Origin of the sequence: Belliella baltica DSM 15883 (assembly GCF_000265405.1) — a bacterium.
Taxonomy (GTDB): Bacteria; Bacteroidota; Bacteroidia; order Cytophagales; family Cyclobacteriaceae; genus Belliella; species Belliella baltica.
In genome coordinates, this window is sequence record NC_018010.1 from 1 (window position 1) to 19,194 (window position 19,194).

At 35.8% G+C, this 19,194-nt stretch carries 19 protein-coding genes; 8 read left to right on the forward strand and 11 right to left on the reverse strand.

Annotated elements, in window-relative coordinates; translation table 11 throughout:
- The first annotated feature begins 25 nt into the window (after positions 1 to 25).
- Positions 26 to 1,450: a chromosomal replication initiator protein DnaA gene (dnaA, locus tag BELBA_RS00005; RefSeq protein ID WP_014770691.1), complete on the forward strand. Its 1,425-nt coding sequence runs from the start codon at positions 26 to 28 to the stop codon at positions 1,448 to 1,450.
- A 15-nt stretch (positions 1,451 to 1,465) separates the two neighbouring features.
- Here the strand turns inward: dnaA and meaB are convergent, their stop codons facing one another.
- Entirely contained in the window at positions 1,466 to 2,470 is a 1,005-nt protein-coding gene (gene meaB / locus BELBA_RS00010) for a methylmalonyl Co-A mutase-associated GTPase MeaB (RefSeq protein WP_014770692.1), read from the reverse strand.
- Positions 2,471 to 2,491: 21 nt separating this feature from the next.
- Complete coding sequence (locus BELBA_RS00015; protein ID WP_014770693.1) at positions 2,492 to 2,899, reverse strand: hypothetical protein; 408 nt, start codon at positions 2,897 to 2,899, stop codon at positions 2,492 to 2,494.
- Between the two features lie 52 nt (positions 2,900 to 2,951).
- Between BELBA_RS00015 and BELBA_RS00020 the strand changes: the two genes are divergently transcribed.
- The 3 genes from BELBA_RS00020 to BELBA_RS00030 are packed head-to-tail and all read left to right on the forward strand — an operon-like array spanning position 2,952 to position 4,596.
- Positions 2,952 to 3,494 (forward strand): CopD family protein, encoded by a 543-nt coding sequence (locus BELBA_RS00020; protein WP_014770694.1) that lies wholly within the window; start codon positions 2,952 to 2,954, stop codon positions 3,492 to 3,494.
- 8 nt (positions 3,495 to 3,502) lie between these two features.
- Entirely contained in the window at positions 3,503 to 4,153 is a 651-nt protein-coding gene (locus BELBA_RS00025) for an SCO family protein (protein WP_014770695.1), read from the forward strand.
- A complete protein-coding gene (locus tag BELBA_RS00030; protein WP_014770696.1) occupies positions 4,153 to 4,596 on the forward strand; it encodes a c-type cytochrome in 444 nt (147 codons plus the stop codon). Before BELBA_RS00025 ends, BELBA_RS00030 begins: the two co-directional genes overlap by 1 nt.
- Positions 4,597 to 4,598: 2 nt before the next feature.
- Here the strand turns inward: BELBA_RS00030 and BELBA_RS00035 are convergent, their stop codons facing one another.
- On the reverse strand, positions 4,599 to 5,030 hold the full coding sequence (locus tag BELBA_RS00035; RefSeq protein ID WP_014770697.1) for a hypothetical protein: 432 nt from the start codon (positions 5,028 to 5,030) through the stop codon (positions 4,599 to 4,601).
- Positions 5,031 to 5,085: 55 nt separating this feature from the next.
- Entirely contained in the window at positions 5,086 to 5,511 is a 426-nt protein-coding gene (locus BELBA_RS00040) for a MerC domain-containing protein (RefSeq protein WP_014770698.1), read from the reverse strand.
- 55 nt (positions 5,512 to 5,566) lie between these two features.
- On the opposite strand from BELBA_RS00040, the gene BELBA_RS00045 reads away from it, so the two are divergent.
- Positions 5,567 to 6,388 carry an aminotransferase class IV gene (locus BELBA_RS00045; protein ID WP_014770699.1) on the forward strand — a complete coding sequence of 274 codons (822 nt, stop codon included), beginning with the start codon at positions 5,567 to 5,569 and terminating at the stop codon, positions 6,386 to 6,388.
- Positions 6,389 to 6,466: 78 nt separating this feature from the next.
- Here the strand turns inward: BELBA_RS00045 and BELBA_RS00050 are convergent, their stop codons facing one another.
- Genes BELBA_RS00050 through BELBA_RS00070 form a run of 5 tightly spaced genes read right to left on the reverse strand, consistent with a single transcriptional unit; the run spans position 6,467 to position 13,465 of the window.
- The gene (locus BELBA_RS00050) at positions 6,467 to 6,904 is read right to left on the reverse strand and encodes a hypothetical protein (RefSeq protein ID WP_014770700.1); all 438 of its coding nucleotides are present in this window, start codon (positions 6,902 to 6,904) and stop codon (positions 6,467 to 6,469) included.
- Between the two features lie 44 nt (positions 6,905 to 6,948).
- Entirely contained in the window at positions 6,949 to 8,172 is a 1,224-nt protein-coding gene (locus BELBA_RS00055) for an ABC transporter permease (protein ID WP_041779156.1), read from the reverse strand.
- The gene (locus tag BELBA_RS00060; protein ID WP_014770702.1) at positions 8,172 to 8,801 is read right to left on the reverse strand and encodes an ABC transporter ATP-binding protein; all 630 of its coding nucleotides are present in this window, start codon (positions 8,799 to 8,801) and stop codon (positions 8,172 to 8,174) included. The genes BELBA_RS00055 and BELBA_RS00060 overlap by 1 nt, the downstream gene beginning before the upstream one ends.
- 2 nt (positions 8,802 to 8,803) lie before the next feature.
- Positions 8,804 to 9,982, reverse strand: a complete 1,179-nt coding sequence (locus tag BELBA_RS00065; RefSeq protein WP_014770703.1) for a hybrid sensor histidine kinase/response regulator — start codon at positions 9,980 to 9,982, stop codon at positions 8,804 to 8,806.
- Between the two features lie 51 nt (positions 9,983 to 10,033).
- Positions 10,034 to 13,465 carry an ATP-binding protein gene (locus tag BELBA_RS00070; protein WP_014770704.1) on the reverse strand — a complete coding sequence of 1,144 codons (3,432 nt, stop codon included), beginning with the start codon at positions 13,463 to 13,465 and terminating at the stop codon, positions 10,034 to 10,036.
- Positions 13,466 to 13,594: 129 nt separating this feature from the next.
- Here BELBA_RS00070 and sucD point away from each other — a divergent pair, with 129 nt between their 5' ends.
- The gene (sucD, locus tag BELBA_RS00075) at positions 13,595 to 14,476 is read left to right on the forward strand and encodes a succinate--CoA ligase subunit alpha (protein ID WP_014770705.1); all 882 of its coding nucleotides are present in this window, start codon (positions 13,595 to 13,597) and stop codon (positions 14,474 to 14,476) included.
- A gap of 79 nt (positions 14,477 to 14,555) precedes the next feature.
- On the opposite strand, the gene BELBA_RS00080 is transcribed toward sucD, so the two are convergent.
- Complete coding sequence (locus BELBA_RS00080; protein WP_014770706.1) at positions 14,556 to 14,822, reverse strand: hypothetical protein; 267 nt, start codon at positions 14,820 to 14,822, stop codon at positions 14,556 to 14,558.
- 194 nt (positions 14,823 to 15,016) lie between these two features.
- On the opposite strand from BELBA_RS00080, the gene BELBA_RS00085 reads away from it, so the two are divergent.
- Positions 15,017 to 16,651, forward strand: a complete 1,635-nt coding sequence (locus tag BELBA_RS00085; protein ID WP_014770707.1) for an ABC-F family ATP-binding cassette domain-containing protein — start codon at positions 15,017 to 15,019, stop codon at positions 16,649 to 16,651.
- A 288-nt stretch (positions 16,652 to 16,939) separates the two neighbouring features.
- Positions 16,940 to 17,860 carry an IS1595 family transposase gene (locus BELBA_RS00090; protein ID WP_014770708.1) on the forward strand — a complete coding sequence of 307 codons (921 nt, stop codon included), beginning with the start codon at positions 16,940 to 16,942 and terminating at the stop codon, positions 17,858 to 17,860.
- Between the two features lie 16 nt (positions 17,861 to 17,876).
- Here the strand turns inward: BELBA_RS00090 and BELBA_RS00095 are convergent, their stop codons facing one another.
- A complete protein-coding gene (locus BELBA_RS00095; RefSeq protein WP_014770709.1) occupies positions 17,877 to 19,157 on the reverse strand; it encodes a M20/M25/M40 family metallo-hydrolase in 1,281 nt (426 codons plus the stop codon).
- Between the last annotated feature and the right edge of the window lie 37 nt (positions 19,158 to 19,194).

Consider the following 19,194-nt stretch of genomic DNA (forward strand, 5'->3'; position numbering starts at 1 on the left):
AATTTATATTATTTTACAGGAATTAATGAGTTCAGAGGCTAATGCAGTATGGAAAGAATGCTTACGTGTTATAGAGCAACACGTCAGCGAACAAAGTTTCTCTACTTGGTTCAAACCAATCAATCCTGCAAGATTAGAAGGGAGTAGTTTAACAATTCAGGTTCCGAGCCAGTTTTTTTATGAATGGCTAGAAGATAATTATGTTGAAGTTCTCAAACTAGCAATCAAAACTACTTTAGGTCAAAACGGTCGTTTAGAGTACGCTGTCGTAGTTGACAGAGGAAATTCACAGAACCAGCCATATATGGTTAGCTATCCACAAGGAAATGCTGCTGTCAATAACCCCAAGAAACCTGCTCCCATGGAAGAGAGCAGAAGCCCTTTTGAAATGCAATCACTCAATAGTGATATGCTTCTTCAATCCAATTTAAATCCCAACTATTCTTTCAATTCATACATAGAAGGAGATTGCAATAGACTAGCCCGATCCGCAGGATTTGCAGTTGCCACAAAACCTGGAATTACTTCCTTCAATCCTTTGATGGTTTATGGGGGTGTTGGGCTTGGAAAAACACATTTGGTTCAAGCCATTGGGAATGAAATCAAAAACGGTCCTGAGGAGAAGTTCGTACTTTATGTCTCTTCTGAGAAATTTGTGAATCAATTCATGGATTCCATTAAAGATGGAAATGTGAAAAGCTTTACTAATTTTTACATGCAAGTGGACGTATTGATCATTGATGACATTCAATTTTTAGCTGGGAAAGACAGAACACAAGAGATGTTTTTCCATATTTTCAATCATTTGCATCAGAACAAAAAGCAAATCATCATGACCTCAGATTGTCCTCCAAGGGATTTGAAAGGTTTAGAAGAAAGATTGCTATCAAGGTTTAAGTGGGGACTCACAGCAGATTTGCAGATGCCTGATTTTGAAACAAGGGTAGCAATCATCAGAAGAAAAATGCAATCCGAAGGGATTTATATACCTGATGATGTGATTGAATATTTGGCTTATACGGTAGATACCAATGTCAGAGAACTAGAGGGAGTGATGATTTCTCTTATAGCGCACGCATCACTTAATCGAGTTGAAATTGACTTGACCTTGGCCAAGCAGATCATGAAGAATATCGTCAAAGATATAGAAACAGAAGTAGGGATAGATTTTATTCAAAAAACTGTTTCTGACTATTTTGATATCAAATTAGACGATCTAAAAGCCAAAACAAGAAAAAAAGAAATTGTAACTGCAAGACAAGTTGCTATGTATTTTTCAAAGGAATTCACTAATCACTCTTTAAAATCGATTGGCTATCATTTTGGCGGTAGAGATCATAGTACTGTGATCCATGCAGTACAAACTGTAAATGACCTAATGGAAACTGATACTGCTTTTAGAAACTCAGTCAATGACTTAAAGAAAAAATTCAAAATGCGCTCTTATTAAGAAGCGCATTTTTTTTCATTCGGGTCGAATTTGGTTCATAAAGATCTGAACAAGTTCTCTCGCCTTTTTGATAGCAGATACATTGCCCGATTTGATTTCTAAAAGTTCTTCTTGGATACTTCTTTCGATTACTTCATTTTGATAAAAAGATGATTCAAGTAAATATCCAATATGGTCATGCATCCACCTGACTCTTTGTTCAGCTCTATTAGCTTCGAAAAATCCGTTAGAAATCATTTTATTTTTATAGGTTTCGATCATTTCCCAAATTGACTCTAATCCATCTCCTTCCAATCCTGAACAGGTTAGTACTTGAGGAAGCCAAGAGTTTTCTCTAGCAGGAAATAAATGCAAAGCATTGGCATATTCTCTTTTGGCTCTTTTCGCAGCCTCTCTATTTTCGCCATCAGCTTTGTTGATAATCAAAGCATCACACATCTCTATAATCCCTTTTTTTATCCCCTGCAATTCATCTCCAGCACCTGCAAGCATCAAAAGCAAAAAGAAATCTACCATACCTTTGACAGCAATCTCTGACTGACCCACCCCTACAGTTTCTATAAAAATCACATCAAAACCAGCAGCTTCACAAAGTAACATTGCCTCTCGTGTTCTTGCACTTACGCCACCTAATGTGGTTCCGGAAGGACTTGGTCTTATATAGGCTCTTTTGTCCATAGAGAGTACTTCCATCCTAGTTTTGTCTCCTAAAATACTTCCTCTACTAGACTGACTGCTTGGATCAACAGCCAAAACTGCAAGCTTCAAACCTTGTTCAAGAACTAATTGTCCGAATCGCTCAATAAAAGTGCTTTTCCCAACTCCTGGCACTCCTGTTATTCCAATCCTAACAGATTTACCAGTATTAGGCAAAACAGCTGACATCACTTCTTCAGCTAGCATTTGATCCGATGACAAGGCACTTTCTACAAGAGTAATCGCTTGACTTAAAATCACTCTATCTCCAGTCAAGACCCCATCAATATATACTTGTGCCGAATGTCTGTTCCTCTTTTTCAAAATTGATATTTTTAGTTGAGTTTACTTTTGAAAAGGTCTTTTTACAAAGTTAATATCTCCCATACTTGATTTTTCATATTTTGCTATGCAGTATTGATTGTACTTTTCATCAAAATAAGGTTCATCAGGATAAATATCTTGTGGGCTATTTTCTTTCGATTCAAAGAAAAACACTTTTGTATTTCCATATTTGGTATGTGGCATAAATTGACCGTATTGCTCTAAAACATTCCATAAAGTGTCTGCCGCATACACCGCATAGACACGCACCACAGGACCTGTATTATTTTCATTTCTGTAAAAAGCCGTTTCTTCAAATTCCAAATCAAGATCTCCAACACCAGGCTGAGTAAATGACTCCTTTCCAATCCAAATAATCAATAATGCAACAATCAAAGTGATGATATAAAACAAATATCTAGTGGGCATGTTTTTAAGGTTGTTTAGATTTAAAGCCTTAATTTAGCAGAAAAAAAGAACAATGGCCTTCGAATATATCAAAGCTCTTCATATCATTTTTATAGTTACTTGGTTTGCAGGTTTATTTTATATCGTAAGGTTGTTTATTTATCAGGCAGAAGCTTGGGAGAAACCAGAGGAAGAACGAAAAATCCTCGTTCCTCAACTCAATCTAATGGCCAATAGGCTCTGGTACATCATCACTTGGCCTTCCGCAATTTTGACTCTGATATTTGGCTTTTGGGTTCTTTCATATCGTTGGGGATATATGCAATTGGGATTTATGCATGCCAAACTCGCCTTTGTCTTTCTATTGTACTTATATCACTTTTATTGCCAAAAAATCTACTCAGATTTGCAAAAAGGACCTTCCAAATGGACCTCTACCAAACTGAGGATTTGGAACGAAGTAGCAACTCTATTGTTATTTGCTATAGTATTCCTTATCGTCCTCAAAAGTCTGATTAGTGTTGTTTGGGGAATAGTTGGACTGTTTAGTTTGAGCGCATTGATGATGATCGGAATTAAGTTTTACAAAAAAGTAAGAGAAAAGAATCAAAATTAAATATGATGATGAAATTCAAGAAATATATACCCTTAGTAATTTTTAGCTTATTCTTTTGGTCATGTTCTACTCAGGAAACAGAATCAGAAAAGGAGTTGCCTATTCTAGGAAATTGGCATGTTGATCAAGTAGAAAAAGAAGGTAAGACTGTTCAGGACACTGTTTATCATAAGATTTCGGATTTTAGTTTTATTAATCAAGAAGGAAAAGAAATCAGCAATTTGTCCACAGCTGGGAAAGTATATGTGGCAGATTTCTTTTTTACAACCTGTCCGACTATCTGTCCAATCATGAAAACTCAGATGCTGAGAGTTTACGAAAAATTTCAAAATGAATCTAAATTTCTAATCTTAAGTCATACGTTAGATCCAGAGCATGACACTCAAGAACTCTTGAAAGATTACGCCGCAAAAATCGGTGTTGAAAATGATCAGACTTGGCATTTTTTAACTGGAGATCAAGAGAAAATTTTTGAAATAGGTCAAACAAGCTATTTGACGACAGCCATGGAGGATAAGCTAGAACCAGGAGGAATCTTACATTCTGGAGCCTTCGTTTTGGTAGATCAACAAGGGCGAATTAGAGGCGTGTATGATGGTACCAAAGAAGTACAAGTAGATCGATTGATAAATGACATCCCAAAACTGTTAAACAACTAATGAAAAAATATATAAGCATTTACTTTATATTTATTTCATTTAGTCTTTTTTCATGCGGTCCTGAAAAAGACAAAATTAACCGAGGTCTTTCCGACATAAAAGACACTAAAATACTTCAATACGCTATTGAAGGGAAGATTTTATATGAAAATTATTGCGGTAACTGTCATCAAAATGATGGTACAGGTTTAGGGAAACTAATCCCTCCACTAAAAGGATCTGATTATATGAAAGTAGATATAGGAAGAACAGTCTCAATTATAAAAAATGGATTGAAAGGTGAAATTATCGTGAATGGAGAGATTTACAACCAACCTATGCCAGCAAATAGTCAACTCACGGATATGGAGATCGCAAAAATCACAACTTACATTTACAATATTTGGGGTAATGAAGAAGGAATTATTGATGCCAATCAAGTTGGACGTTACCTCAAAAAATAATTCTAAACCTCTTCTAATTCATCTTTAGCGGCTTTCATACTAGAATTGATATCATCTCTAACTTTAATGACCATTTTTTTCTGTTCAAGTAGATAAGATTCAATTTCCTCCTCATTCATTTCTTCATAGCTATTTTTGAACTGACGCATCCAAATAAACATACCTTCAAAAGCATCATCAAGATTTTTTGCTAAAATTCTTAATTCTATAACTTTTTCTGAATTTGACAAAGAATCTTCTTCTACTAAAATCTCTGCTTTTTCATTAACCTTTTTTCTCAAAGTTTTTAATTCTCCCATGTAAGGCATCACCTCATCATGAATTGCAATCACCTCATTTTTAAGAACCTGATTTTCATTTACTTTTCTTTCGCTACAAGAAAATAGAATTAATGAAAAGAATAAAATAGTAAAATAAGAATAGATAAGTCTCATTAGTGCTGTTATATTTCTGAATACAAATAAAAAATAATTTCACTTAAAAAAGAAATTATTTAACAATAACATTACATTTTCTGTGAAATTTCCAATTAATAACATGAATAATAACTAAACCAACAGATGATAAAAATGAAATAATGATCATCCAATCAAATATTTCATGCAAAATGACCCCAATAGAAAAAATAGAAACAGCTATCCAAAGTGCTATTTTTATACTTTTAGATTGCGTACTTTTAACGGCATTATAGACGGCCCAAATTGCTAGAAGAATAAATAAATAATCCAAAATGTGCCAATCAAAATGGACATGTTCGTGGTTATGATCATGAATATGATTTTCACTTGGAGAAAAAATAAAACCTAGTGAGATAAAAACAGGGAATACCAAACAATGAATCAAACAAAGTAGAGAAGCAGAAATACCCATAAGATCTGCTGATTGAGTTGAGATTCTTTTTATTCTTTGCAACATAATTGCAAATATACATCTTTAACTATATTTGAAACAAAAAACCAAAATATATTTCATGAAACCATATTGCTTTGCCAAAAACGGAATAATCGACTCCTCTGCCGCACATATTCATCCCATGGACATCAGCTTGATCAGAGGATATGGAATTTTTGATTTTTTTAGGACATCAAATTATGTCCCATTATTTCTATCTGACTATTTGGATAGATTCATTCGGTCAGCTGCAAAAACTCACCTCAACTTACAATTCAGCAAACCTGAATTAGCTGAAATCATTAAAGAATTAATTCAAAAAAACAATCTGGAAAATGGTGGAATAAGAATGTTGTTGACGGGTGGAGTATCTGAAAACCATTTTTCTCCATCAGATGGACAACTTTTTATTTTTTGCGAAGACCTTCTTTTCCCAAGTCAAGAAAAATACGAAAAAGGAGTAAAATTATTAAGTGTGGAACATGTCAGAGCCATTGCTGATATAAAAACGACAAATTATGCCTATCCTGTTTGGCTTAGCACTGATTGGAAAGCTAAAAGTGCAGAAGATGTCATTTATCATTTCAATGAGATGATTTCGGAGAGCTCAAGAAGCAATATCTTTATCATCAAAGAGGGTAAGATATCAACTCCAAACCAGCATATTCTTCATGGAATTACCCGAATGCGAGTTCTTGAACTTGCGCCTGAGACTGAAATTAGACCAATAAGTTTTGAGGAACTTCTCTCAGCTGATGAAATATTCATTACAAGTACCACAAAAAAAATATTACCTATCACTCTTGTTGACGACCATAAAATAGGAACCGGTCAAGTGGGGTCTATAACAAAAAAATTGATGGCTGATTTTGTTGAGATGGAAAAAATGCACACTTCTTAAATGAAACTTAACCCAAAAAAAATGGTCAGGAAAAATATTTCGCTGACCATTTTTTTTTATAAACTTGAAAATTATTTCTTAATTTAACAACACTGCATCTACTAAGATATACATTAGTTTTTCAGGGTCTTTATCATTTAACGTAAGCTTCCCTCTTACTTTCACCCTTTTTGAAGTGTACTTAATAGGATCTTTCATCATCACTTCCATTACTGTCTCAGGACCACCCGACCCACAGAAGAAGCATTCAGCCAAAGGCAAAGAAGAGAGTATTATATGTTCGGGCTTAAACATTCCCTCAAACGGAATAATATACCCATCTGCTTCTACTACTTTACCTTCAAGACCTTTTATTTTTGAACTAAATACTGGAATATATAATTCTCCAAAATCGTCTTCACCAATTTTATATGTCACTTCAGACAACTCTCTCCAAACATTCGGTGATGACTGTGCCCATGCGATGGAAGTACTGAATAGCAGTCCTATAATTAATATTGTTTGTTTTAACCTCATTTGATTTAATTCTCTTTGTGTTTTCAATTTTTAATAAATGCGATTTAAGACTTTGTAAGCTGTTTTGCAATATCTGTTTGATACGCGGTCCAAGCAGGGATCAAAGAAGCAATAAACCCGACAAGCACTGCATAACCCACAATCCACAGCTCTTCTTGCAAGAATACTGCCGCACTCAATCCGCTAATCGCTCCTTGTTCATTTTGCATAACGAGAACAGCCAAGAAAAGGTGCCCAATAGCAATCCCAACTATTGCTCCTAAAACTGTCAAAATCACTCCTTCTAATACGATGTGAATAAACAATTGAGCACTTGAAGCTCCTAAAGTTCGCATCACAGCCAAATCATATTTTCGTTCTTTTAGAGAATTGAATAAAGCGATGAATATCCCTAAGCCAGCAATGATGATAATTGCAATAGCCAATCCTTGAATCAATTTCACTCCTACTCCGAGCAATTCAAACAACCTACTTATCTCAAAGGAAGGAGAAGCTGCTTGCAGGGCACTTTTGCTATTGATAAATCGTGGCAATTGGACAGCTGCAATTGGGTTTCTATATTGTAACAAGAGTGATGTCACTTCCCTATCCTCTTCTGTCTCAGGAAATCCAGTAATACTCACATCAGCCTCAAATTTTTCATGGTCATGGCCTTCATCATGGGAATACCATACAGATTCGATACTAGTTAAAATCAGCTTATCTAAGACATTTCCTTTTTCTGACAATATACCCGTGATTTTATATGGATGTTCATCATGTTCGTGACTACTGCTTCCAATACCATGAGACCCCACGAAGGTGTCTCCAAGTCCTAAACCTAATTTTTTGGCTACTTCAAATCCAAGAACTACATCAAAAGGTTTACGCCAAGCTTCTCCACTATCAAAACCTGCATCGTAGAGTTCTAAATAATCATGATTTGTTCCAACAATTCTATAACCTTGATAATTATCTCCCATTCCCAAAGGAATTATGTTTTTCACAAGACGATTTCTAGACAGTGCTTTAGCGTCATTCATGTCTATATTTCCCGTGGGATAATCAATATGATAAACACTCGAAAGGATCAACTGAAGTGGACTCCCTTTGGCTCCAACTACAAGATCAACACCTTCTGCATCTTTAGTCATTTTGTTTTCAAATTGATCTTCAATCAAAATCAAAACGGTAATAATCGCTAACCCTAAAGCCAAAAGCAGGATGTTTAAACCTGTATTCAGGGGTTTAGCTACTAAATATTTCCAACTTAACTTGATCATATTCATTATAGACCTCCCATGATTATATGTTTCGAAACATGATCTTTCACACGCTGATCGTGTGTTACGATGATTAACACTGCATTAAATTTTTTTGCTTGCTCTTGTAAAAGTTTAATAACTATCGCAGCATTTTCATCATCCAAACTCGCTGTGGGTTCATCAGCCAAAATCAATTTTGGCTGATTTGCTAAAGCTCTTGCAATAGAAACTCTCTGCGCCTCTCCTTCACTTAGGGTAGTTACTTTTGACTTTCTTTTATCCAAAATCCCTAATTCCTTGAGTAAAGCAATATTTTGCTCCCCTTTTTCGCCAACAAAGAAATTTGCCAATTTGAGATTTTCCTCTACGGTAAGTGGAGCAAGAATGTGAGGTTTTTGAAAAACAATCCCAATATTTTTTCCACGAAACTTATCTAATTTGGCACCTTGAAGAGAACTGAGAAGGGTATCACCGAGTAAAACTTCTCCAGACTGCGGCTTAAGCAGTCCTCCCAAAATGTTGAGTACGGTAGTTTTCCCACTTCCAGATTTACCGAGAATCAAAAGCTCATCCCCTGCAGCCAGATTGATGTCAGGAATTTGAAATTTGGTTGAAGAATCGTATTGAAATTTTAAATTTTTTACTGATAACATATTTATTTTTTTATCGGAATACTCACGTAAAAGGTTGTTCCTTTACCTGCGTCACTATCAAATTCGATTTTGCCTTTGAGGACATCTATACATTTTTTCACAATAGACAATCCAAGTCCAGAACCCTCGATTATCCCCACATTTTTAGCTCGGAAGAATCTATCAAATAATTGATTATGTTCCTTTTTAGGAATTCCAATTCCATGATCTACTATTTTGGATTTGATCATTCCATCCTCTTCCCAAATAGAAAAATCTACTTCTTGACCATCCTTTGAGTATTTTACTGCGTTAGAAAGTAGGTTTTCGAATACTTGATATAGTAAATCAACATCTGACACGATTGTCTTAGGGATTTTACCAATATTTAAATTGATTTTGACGTCATTTTCAGCACCTGCTCTTACCACATCTACCACTTCATTGATAAAAGCAGCTGTAAACATTTTCTTAGGGTTGTAGTCAATTTTATTAGCATCTGCTTTTCCAAAGAATAGCACAGAAGTCAACAAACTGTTCAAACTCCTAACTGAATTTTCTATTTTTGAAGCATGTTTGATAATTTTTGGTTTGAATGGATGATCCTTATCAGCATACATCTGAAGAAGTTGAGCAGAACTCAAAATTGATGTCAAAGGAGTTTTGAAACCATGAGATACGTTCAAAACAATTCTAGATTTCAACTCCCCTATTTCTCTTTCCTTTTCTAAAGCTCTTGTGAGTTCTTTATTTGCTTCATGGAGATCAGCAGTCCTTTGCCGCACTTTTTCCTCAAGCTCATTATTCAATTTTTGGAGTTCTTTTTCCTTTCTATCTTTGAATATTGCCAACTCAATCACCATGTTCAACTCCCTGATGTTGAAGGGTTTGATTACATAGGCACTAGGATTTGTACCCACCACCTTAGTAAGTGTCTCCGCATCTGAACTTGCGCTCAAATAGACTACTGGAATATCATATTTTTCATTGATAATCTCTGTGGTTTTGATCCCATCGAGTTCTCCTGCAAGATTGATATCCATCATTACGATATCAGCAGGATGCTCGGCTAAGATTTCTAGGGCTTTTTCTCCAGAATCTGAAATCCCTATAATTTCATGGTTATTTTTCTCTAGCGCTTTTTTCAAAAGTAACGCTGAGACATGGTCATCTTCAGTAATTAATATCCTTAATGGAAACATAGGCGGTGGTTATTGCAGGTGCAAATTACAAGATTATATCATTTACTAAAATCAATTTTTCAGCAATGGCAAAATGACTTTCACATAAGTCCCTTTTCCTTTGGTGCTTTCTATATAAATTTCCCCTCCTAATAGATCTATTAAATTTTTTGTTATGGTCAATCCTAGTCCGGACCCCTCGTATCTTCTCCCATATCCTTCACTTTCTTGCTCAAATGGACGGAAAAGTTTTTCCATAAATTCCTCACTCATCCCTATCCCACTATCTGACACTTCAAACCTCAACTTATCATTTTCTTCTTTTACTTTGATGAAAATCATTCCTTCGTCGGAATATTTGATTGCATTTCCAACCAAATTATTTATAATCATTTCCAGATAGCGTTGATCTACTTTTGCTGTGAAGGATTTGGTTTCATATTTAGTAGAAAGCAATAATCCCTTATTGATTGCCATATTTTTGAGAGGAAGCAGGATTTTGCTAATGAAATCATTTATTTCAGTCTCTTTATATATTAAATCAAATTTGTTGGCTTCGATCTTTGCCAAGTCCAAAATACTATTGATTGTACTTAAAAGTCTTTCTCCAGATTCATGAATAATTTCCAGTTGAGAGACTAATTTGGAATCATTTTCCCAATTTTCCATTATGTTTTCTGTACTTCCCAAAATCCCATTTAATGGAGTCCTGATTTCATGACTCATGTTGGAAAGAATGTTAGACTTAAGTTTATTAGCTTCTTCGGCCTTTTCTTTCGCAATTTGAAGCCCGTTTTCATAATTCTTTTTATCTGTCACATCTCTAAATACAGACAAAATTATTGGCTTATTGTCATATTCTGTATTCATCCTTGCCACATAAAGTTCAATAAACTTATTTCCACTTTGAAGTGGCATTTCCATTTCGAAAACGGAGCCTATTTCCTTTGAATCTCCCAATTTATTTAAAATGAGATTCTTTTGCTTAGGATAGAAATCAGCATCTGTGAACAAGTCCTTTATAGATAAATTCAAAAGCTTCTCTTCTGAAATCCCAACTAATCTTGAGAAACTTGGATTTATCGTCAATATTCTCCCACCTTCTGCTGACAGCATCAAACCGTCCGCAGAACTGTTCCAAACATTTTTAAATTGATTTTCACTTATAAATGCTTCCTTAGTTTTTTCATCTATAGTTTGCCGCAGGATACTCTGTTTCCTCCATTGATTCATTAATGCATTCAGCAAAAAACCTATTCCCAAAAAAATCAAAAGAAGCAATAAAACAAACCAAGTTTGCAAATAAATAGGTTTAAGTATTTCAAAAGGTTTGCTTGAAATAACCTCATCATCGAAAACACTTCCTAAACTCGCTTGCATTTTGAAAACATACTCTCCTGGTGGAAGATTATTGAATGTCAACACATTTGTTCGGGGATTGACAAGTTCTTGCCAAGTATCATGTAAGCCTTCAAGTTGATATCTAATGACCAAATTTGATGTCTGCAAAAAACTTACTGCTCTGTATGTAATCTCAATGGAATTATTCTCAAATTGAATCCTTCTTGAGTCAGGGAATTTGGCATTTTTATTTAGAAGTTTTATCCCAACTATATCTGTGACTGGCTTGCTTTTTCTTTGATCATCTTCATCTGGGTAAAAGACTGAAAGTCCTCTTTGAGAACCTATCATCACTTGACCATCTTCACCATCTATAAGTGCTCCTCTGTTGATTTCAGAGCCAGAAAGACCACTTTTTTCATCAAATTTACTGATTTGAGAGCCTCTTATCATGTAAACCCCTTGATCCGTGCCAACCCAAATATTCCCTGAAATATCCTGATGTAAGGCATAAATAGGTCTATCTATAGTTTGGTCATTGATAGCATAAGGGCTTACTTTTTCATTTTCAAATACTTTAAGACCAGTTTCTGTAGCCAGAAGCATTTTATCATCAAATTGTAAAAAATCAAAACCAATAAAATTGATATACTCAGATGTCTCAATAAAAATCTCTTGAATGTAGGGATTCCCTCCTTGCATAAAAATCAATCTTCCATCATTTAATCTGCCTACTTTCCTAAGAAAAATCTCTTCTTGTCTGAGGTTTTCTAAAATAATTTCTGTGATATCATTTGTAAAATGGCCTGTTTTATTTTTGATAGTAGAAAGATAAACTTTATCTCTACTCACTATAATCAGGCTATCACCTATTGCTTTTACTGATGTCACAAACTTGCCAAGAGGACTTTCTTCAAAACTAACTGTTGAAGTTTTAGTATCGTACCTCCCTACTCCTGCCAAATTTGAAGAAAACCAAACAATCCCATTTTTATCCATAGAAAAATTAGTGATTCGATTTCTTGGCTGACCTTGAAGGGCTTCGTCTTGAATTATCGATTTTGTTTGTCCATTATCTAAAAGTTGAAGCCCATTGTTGTAGCCAATCAAATACTTATTCTCACCAAGCCTTACCAAAGCAGTCACTTCATCATCCATTAAGACATTTGAATTGAAATTTAAAAATCTCAGTGAATTGATATTAACCAAACCTCTATGAGTTCCTATCCAAATTATCCCTTCTCGATCAACAAATGCTGTATAAATATTGTAAGATTTTACTGCCTCTTGAGCACTGATTTCTTGTTTTTGTTTGGTTATAGGATTGTATTTATACAACTGTGAATTATAGAAATAATAAACCTTTCCATTTTCAACTTGCAAAAAACTATAATCTACAGCACTATATATATATTTCACAAAACCTTCATGAATGATCTCATCTACTTCCATAAAACTATCACCAGATGCTAAAAAATCAGTTCCTAAGTAGTAAAATTTCTTCTCACTCGTACAATAAGAGACATGAAAAATCTTTGAATCTAGCTCCAACCCTTCTGATTGAATCTCAATCAAGCTATTCTCTTCCAACAAAAACATGTTCATTTCAAAGAACAAATAGCTTTTGCCTTCATGTTGATAAACTGACTGTAACCATCCTTCATTAAAAAAATTGTACTTCGTGGAGTTCCAGACATCTGAATTGCTTTTTGAGAAATGAATTTCATCTGGAAAAAGAACAATGAATTTCTTTTCACTTCCTTTACCCAAAACGGCAAAGTCCAAATAAGATAATCCTTTTCTATCAGTGATTTTTTTTGGAAAAGAAAGCTCTTTCCATATTCCATTTTGATAAGTGAATGCTTTGGCTTCTTTCAATTGGTTGGCAATCCATACAATTCCATCATCATCAATCAACAATCGGACTTTATTGGTAAGTTGATTAGAAATCCTTTTTGGAATTGGATAAGTGGCAAATCCATCCGAATAAAAAATCCCATCAGATGTATTAAACCACATCAATCCTTGATCATCTTGAATGATTCCAGACACATTTTGAGTAGGTAAATCAACTCCCTTTATTTGCCGATTGAATTGAAATGATTGTGCAAAAGCCAAATCAATCACAAAAAAGAAGAATATTACGAGTACATTTTTTTTCATATTGGGTCTTAAGCGCCGTCTAAAATAGAAAAAGATATGCAGAGTGTAAATTAAATGGATATTGTTTCCAATTTCTTTTTATGTAAGGGCTTATTCCTTTATTTTTGTGCAAACTTTAAAAATCGCAACATGAGTGTTTTAGTTAATAAGAATTCAAAAGTGATCGTGCAGGGTTTTACTGGATCTGAAGGATCTTTCCATGCACAGCAAATGATCGAGTACGGAACCAATGTAGTCGGTGGGGTAACTCCAGGTAAAGGTGGGTCAACACATTTAGAAAAGCCAGTTTTCAACTCCGTGGAAGAGGCTGTTTCTAAAACTGGTGCTGACACCTCTATTATCTTTGTACCACCTGCTTTTGCTGCAGATGCAATTATGGAAGCTGCAGACGCTGGCATCAAAGTTATCATTGCAATCACCGAAGGAATTCCTGTCGCTGACATGATGAAAGCTAAACCTTATATCAAGGAAAGAGGCGCTACGCTTATCGGCCCTAACTGCCCTGGTGTAATTACTCCAGGAGAAGCCAAAGTAGGTATTATGCCTGGATTCGTTTTCAAACAAGGTAGAATTGGTATTGTATCTAAGTCTGGTACTTTGACTTATGAAGCAGCTGACCAAATAGTAAAAGCTGGTATGGGTGTATCTACTGCGATCGGTATCGGTGGTGACCCTATCATCGGAACATCTACAAAAGATGCAGTACAATTATTAATGGAAGATCCTGAAACTGATGCCATCGTCATGATCGGAGAAATAGGTGGAAACTATGAAGCTGATGCTGCTAGATGGATCAGAGAAAATGGAAATCAAAAACCTGTAGTAGGATTTATTGCTGGACAAACAGCACCTCCTGGAAGAAGGATGGGACATGCGGGAGCGATTGTAGGTGGAGCAGATGATACTGCTATCGCAAAAATGAGAATTATGAGAGAAAATGGCATCCATGTAGCTGAGTCACCAGCTGAAATCGGAGCCGTAATGGCAAAAGCATTGGGCGTAGAAGCTTAATCTAAAACTAAATAGTTTAAAAAAAACCGTTTTGAATTTAATCAAAACGGTTTTTTTATGTTTATAGGAAAATTTATTCTTATTCAATTTTATCTAAACCATACTTTTGTTCAAATTGATTTCTCTTGATTTCGAAGCGTTCAATCTCAGTATCGATCAAATCGAGAGATTCATTGTATCTGCTAAAAAGATCGCCCATATTTTTTTCCATTTCTGAAAAGTTGAATTCCATGGCATCCATTTGAAGCTTAGAAGATTTTTCAACCATGGCAACTTGGCTATGTCTTAGATCTTGCATCAATCTCAAAGCCCTGTCCATCTTCTCTAATTTTTCTCTGTTATCCATTTTTTTTTAAAATTTGATTATCAATAAGATATAAAACAAAGACCATTCCGAAGACCATCTTTTGATTTTTTAATCAAGCATTCAAGTCTAGAAAGGTTAGAATAATAATAACCTTATCAATCATTGAGTAATTTTAAAAACTTCCAATTTTTCAGTCATCTATTCCTTACATTTGCAACTTCAAATTTGAGATTATGATTTCTGTAGATAACATAGCGGTATTGCATGGAGGCTCGGCATTGTTTAGTGACGTTTCTTTTTCCATCAACGAGAATGACAAAATAGCCCTCATGGGTAAAAATGGAGCTGGAAAATCCACGATGCTTAAGATCATCGCTGGAGTATCTAAGCCGACTAAAGGTGGGGTTTCTGCTCCGAAAGACGCGGTAATTGCATACTTGCCACAACATTTGCTCACCGCGGATGATTGCACTGTGATGGAAGAAACTTCCAAAGCCTTCGCTTCTTACCTCAATATGAAAACAGAAATCGATAGGCTCAACGAAGAATTAACTGTACGAACTGATTATGATTCGGAAGAGTATTATAAAATCATCGAGCAAGTATCTGAGCTTAGCGAAAAATTCTACGCCATCGAAGAAGTAAATTATGAAGCTGAAGTAGAGAAAGTACTTTTAGGATTAGGTTTCGAAAGGCCTGATTTCACACGATCAACATCAGAATTCTCCGGTGGATGGAGAATGAGAATTGAACTTGCTAAAATCTTATTGCAAAAACCAGACTTGATACTTTTGGATGAACCTACCAATCACCTTGACATTGAGTCCATTCAGTGGCTGGAAGAATTTTTAACAGAAAAAGCAAAAGCTGTTGTTGTAATTTCCCATGATAGGGCCTTTGTGGATAACATCACAAATAGGACTATTGAAGTGACGATGGGCCGTATTTATGATTACAAAGCCAAATACTCCCATTACCTTGAACTAAGAAAAGAGCGCAGAGAGCAGCAGCAAAAGCAATTTGACGAGCAACAAAAATTTATAGCTGAGACAACTCAATTTATAGAAAGATTTAAAGGAACCTATTCCAAGACATTACAAGTGCAATCTCGCGTGAAGATGTTGGAGAAATTGGATATTGTTGAGGTAGATGAGGTAGATTCTTCTGCTTTGAAATTACGCTTCCCCCCTTCTCCAAGGTCAGGAAAATATCCTGTCATCGTGCAGGACCTTTCTAAATCCTACGGAGATCATGTGGTCTTCAAAGATGCCAACATGATCATTGAGCAAGGTCAAAAAGTATCTTTTGTAGGGAAAAATGGTGAAGGTAAATCCACCATGATCAAAGCCATCATGGGAGAAATCGACTACGAAGGAAAGTGTGAGTTAGGCCACAATGCCATGATAGGCTACTTTGCTCAGAATCAAGCTTCACTTCTCGACGAGAGTCTGACAATTTTTGAAACCATAGATCAGATCGCCGTAGGAGAAATCCGCTCCAAGATCAAGGATCTCTTGGGAGCATTTATGTTCAAAGGCGATGACATCAACAAAAAAGTCAAAGTGCTCTCTGGTGGTGAAAAAACCAGATTGGCCATGATCAAACTTTTGCTGGAACCTGTCAATCTCTTGATTCTCGATGAACCTACCAATCATTTGGATATGAAAACCAAAGACATCATCAAGGATGCTTTGAAAGCATTTGATGGAACATTGATTATTGTGTCCCACGATAGAGATTTCTTGGATGGCTTAGTAACCAAAGTATTCGAATTTGGCAACAAGCGTGTCAAAGAACACTTCGAAGACATCAATGGATTCTTGAGAAATAAGAAACTGGAGAACTTAAGAGAGGTGGAGAGGAAATAAAATTGAAAAAAGCGCAGCGAATTAAGATAGAATACACATCGTGAAATAAATAGAAACATGGCTATATAAGGCCTATTTTGGCTTTTAAATAGTTTTTGCTTTATAAATAATATCTGTTAAAAAAAGAAAATCCCAAGTTCATTAAAGCTTGGGATTTTCCTTTTTTGAATAAATCATTATGAATATACGTAATTCTGCCAGTAGCCAAATTATATACTGACAGTTGGTGACAATCGATTGGTAATCAAGCTAAAGTGAGGTTACTTGGTCAAAACAAAGGTTCTGACCATGAATATTTTGAAGTTCGAAGAGCGCTTTCCAGATGAAGAATCCTGTATCAGGTTTTTCAAGGTTAAAAGGGAACAAGAAGGCGTGGTTTGCAAAAAGTGCAAGGAAAAAGATCACTATTGGCTCCACCGTAAAAGTATGTTTCAATGCAAAAGTTGCGGATTCCGTACCAGTTTGAAAAGTGGAACTGTGATGGAAAATAGCAATCTGTCACTTCGTAAGTGGTTGATGGCCATGACCTTCTTTAGTGCCACTAAGCAGGGGTTTACCGCTCTTGAACTCCAGCGACAAATGGGGTTTACTCGCTACCAAACCGTCTTTGATTTATGCCATAAGATTCGTGTCATAATGGGTAAGCGGGATGATCAATATAAGCTCGAAGACATGGTAGAATATGATGAAGCTTACATCACCAAGGCAACCGCAGCAGAGAAAAAGAAGTCTCTCAATCGGGGCCGAGGAACCCAGCAGAAGTCCACAGTTGCTGTGATGGCTGAATCAACCATTCTGGAGGATCCTAAAACAAAGAAGTTATCCAAAAGCTGCCGATACTTCAAGATGAAGAAAATAGAGGACTTAAAGGCCAAAACGGCAGAGAAACTGATTAAAGACTTCATCAATAAAGATGCTGTTCTTCAAACCGATGATAGTACCACTTACGCTAAATTTGAGGACTTCGTGGATGTCCATGTCACCGAATTATCTTCAACAAAAGAGGGTAGATTCAACCTTAAATGGGCTCATACAGCAATCAGTAACCTCAAAAGTGATCTTAGAAAGTATAAAATGATTTCAGAAAGAAGGCTTCAGAACTACATCGACGAGTTTTGCTACAAACTAAACCGAAGATACTTTGGAGAAAGACTCTTTGACCGACTTATTATTGCTTCTATCCAACCCTACTGGCAAAGTAGCGGATAATCATATAAATCATTTATCAATATTCCCCCTGCAATAAAATCAATAATAAAGCATTCTGAAGCCCGAGATAGCCATCTTTGTTGAGGAACCATTCATCTAGACTGTGTCCGCCTCCGGCCTGCCCTCCTCTCCCTATTGTTACTGCGGGAATTCCCAAAGAAACAGCAATATTACTATTTGTAGAGCTGGAACTTAACCTTGGTTGATTGCCTGTCAGATAGTTCGCAACAGCCATGGACTGCTGAACCAATGGATTACCCGGATCGGTAATTCCACTAGGTCTATCTCCTACATTTTCGATATCTACTGTCAGAGCTTCTCCTCTGCGAATAATACTGTTTTCCTTTTCTAAACCTTCTTCAATTGATTCTAAAAATAATTTCTTGATTCCTTGTAGTCTTTCTTGACTTTCAGACCTCATATCGACGAGCATCCAAGATTCATAAGGAATAGAATTCACTGAAGTTCCTCCTCCTAGAACTGACACGCTGTAAGTTGTTCTGATTCCTTCTTTGGTAAACTGATCGGCTTTCGGAACAAAACTAGAAATCGCATTGGCTAAGGCATTGTGCGGGTTGCCTATTCCAAAAGCGCCATAGGAATGCCCTCCTGAACCTTTGAAAGTAACTCTATACCGAAGAGAGCCAATTCCTCCATTGACGATACCATCTATTCCTCCACCATCAATTGCGATAAAAGCATCAATTTTCTGTCCTCCTTCTCTAAAAAGGTGTTTCATCCCTTTCAAATCTCCAAGTCCTTCTTCTCCAACCGAACCTACAAACCATAAGTCATGTGTTGTTCTGATATTTTCATGAGCTAACGTTTTCATCAAGGCAATTGACATAGCCAAAGAACGGTTTGCATCAGCTATTCCAGGGGCATATAAAGTATCACCTCTTTGTTTTACAGTGATATCAGTTTCTATCGGAAAAACAGTATCCAAATGTGCATCTATCACGATGGTTTTATTAGAATTCTTACCTTTTCTCAATGCGATGACATTGCCCACCTCATCGATCCAAACTGAATCAGCACCAGCATCCCGAAGCATTTCTGCGAAAACCAATCCCTTTTCTGCTTCCTCAAAAGATGGTGCAGGAATCTCTGTCAAAGTGATCATGTCAGCTATCGTTTGCTCATCAATCTCAAGGATATAAGCAAAAGCATCCTGAACTTCTTTTTTCTTTGCGAGTTTTTCTACTTCTGTCTTATAAGTTGATTTAATATCCTGAGCAGAAACTTGTATAAACAGAAACGATAGAGCGAGTGATAGTAAGCTTTTGAATAATTTCATAAAGGAAGAATTTAGAACTTCAAAAGTCACAATAATT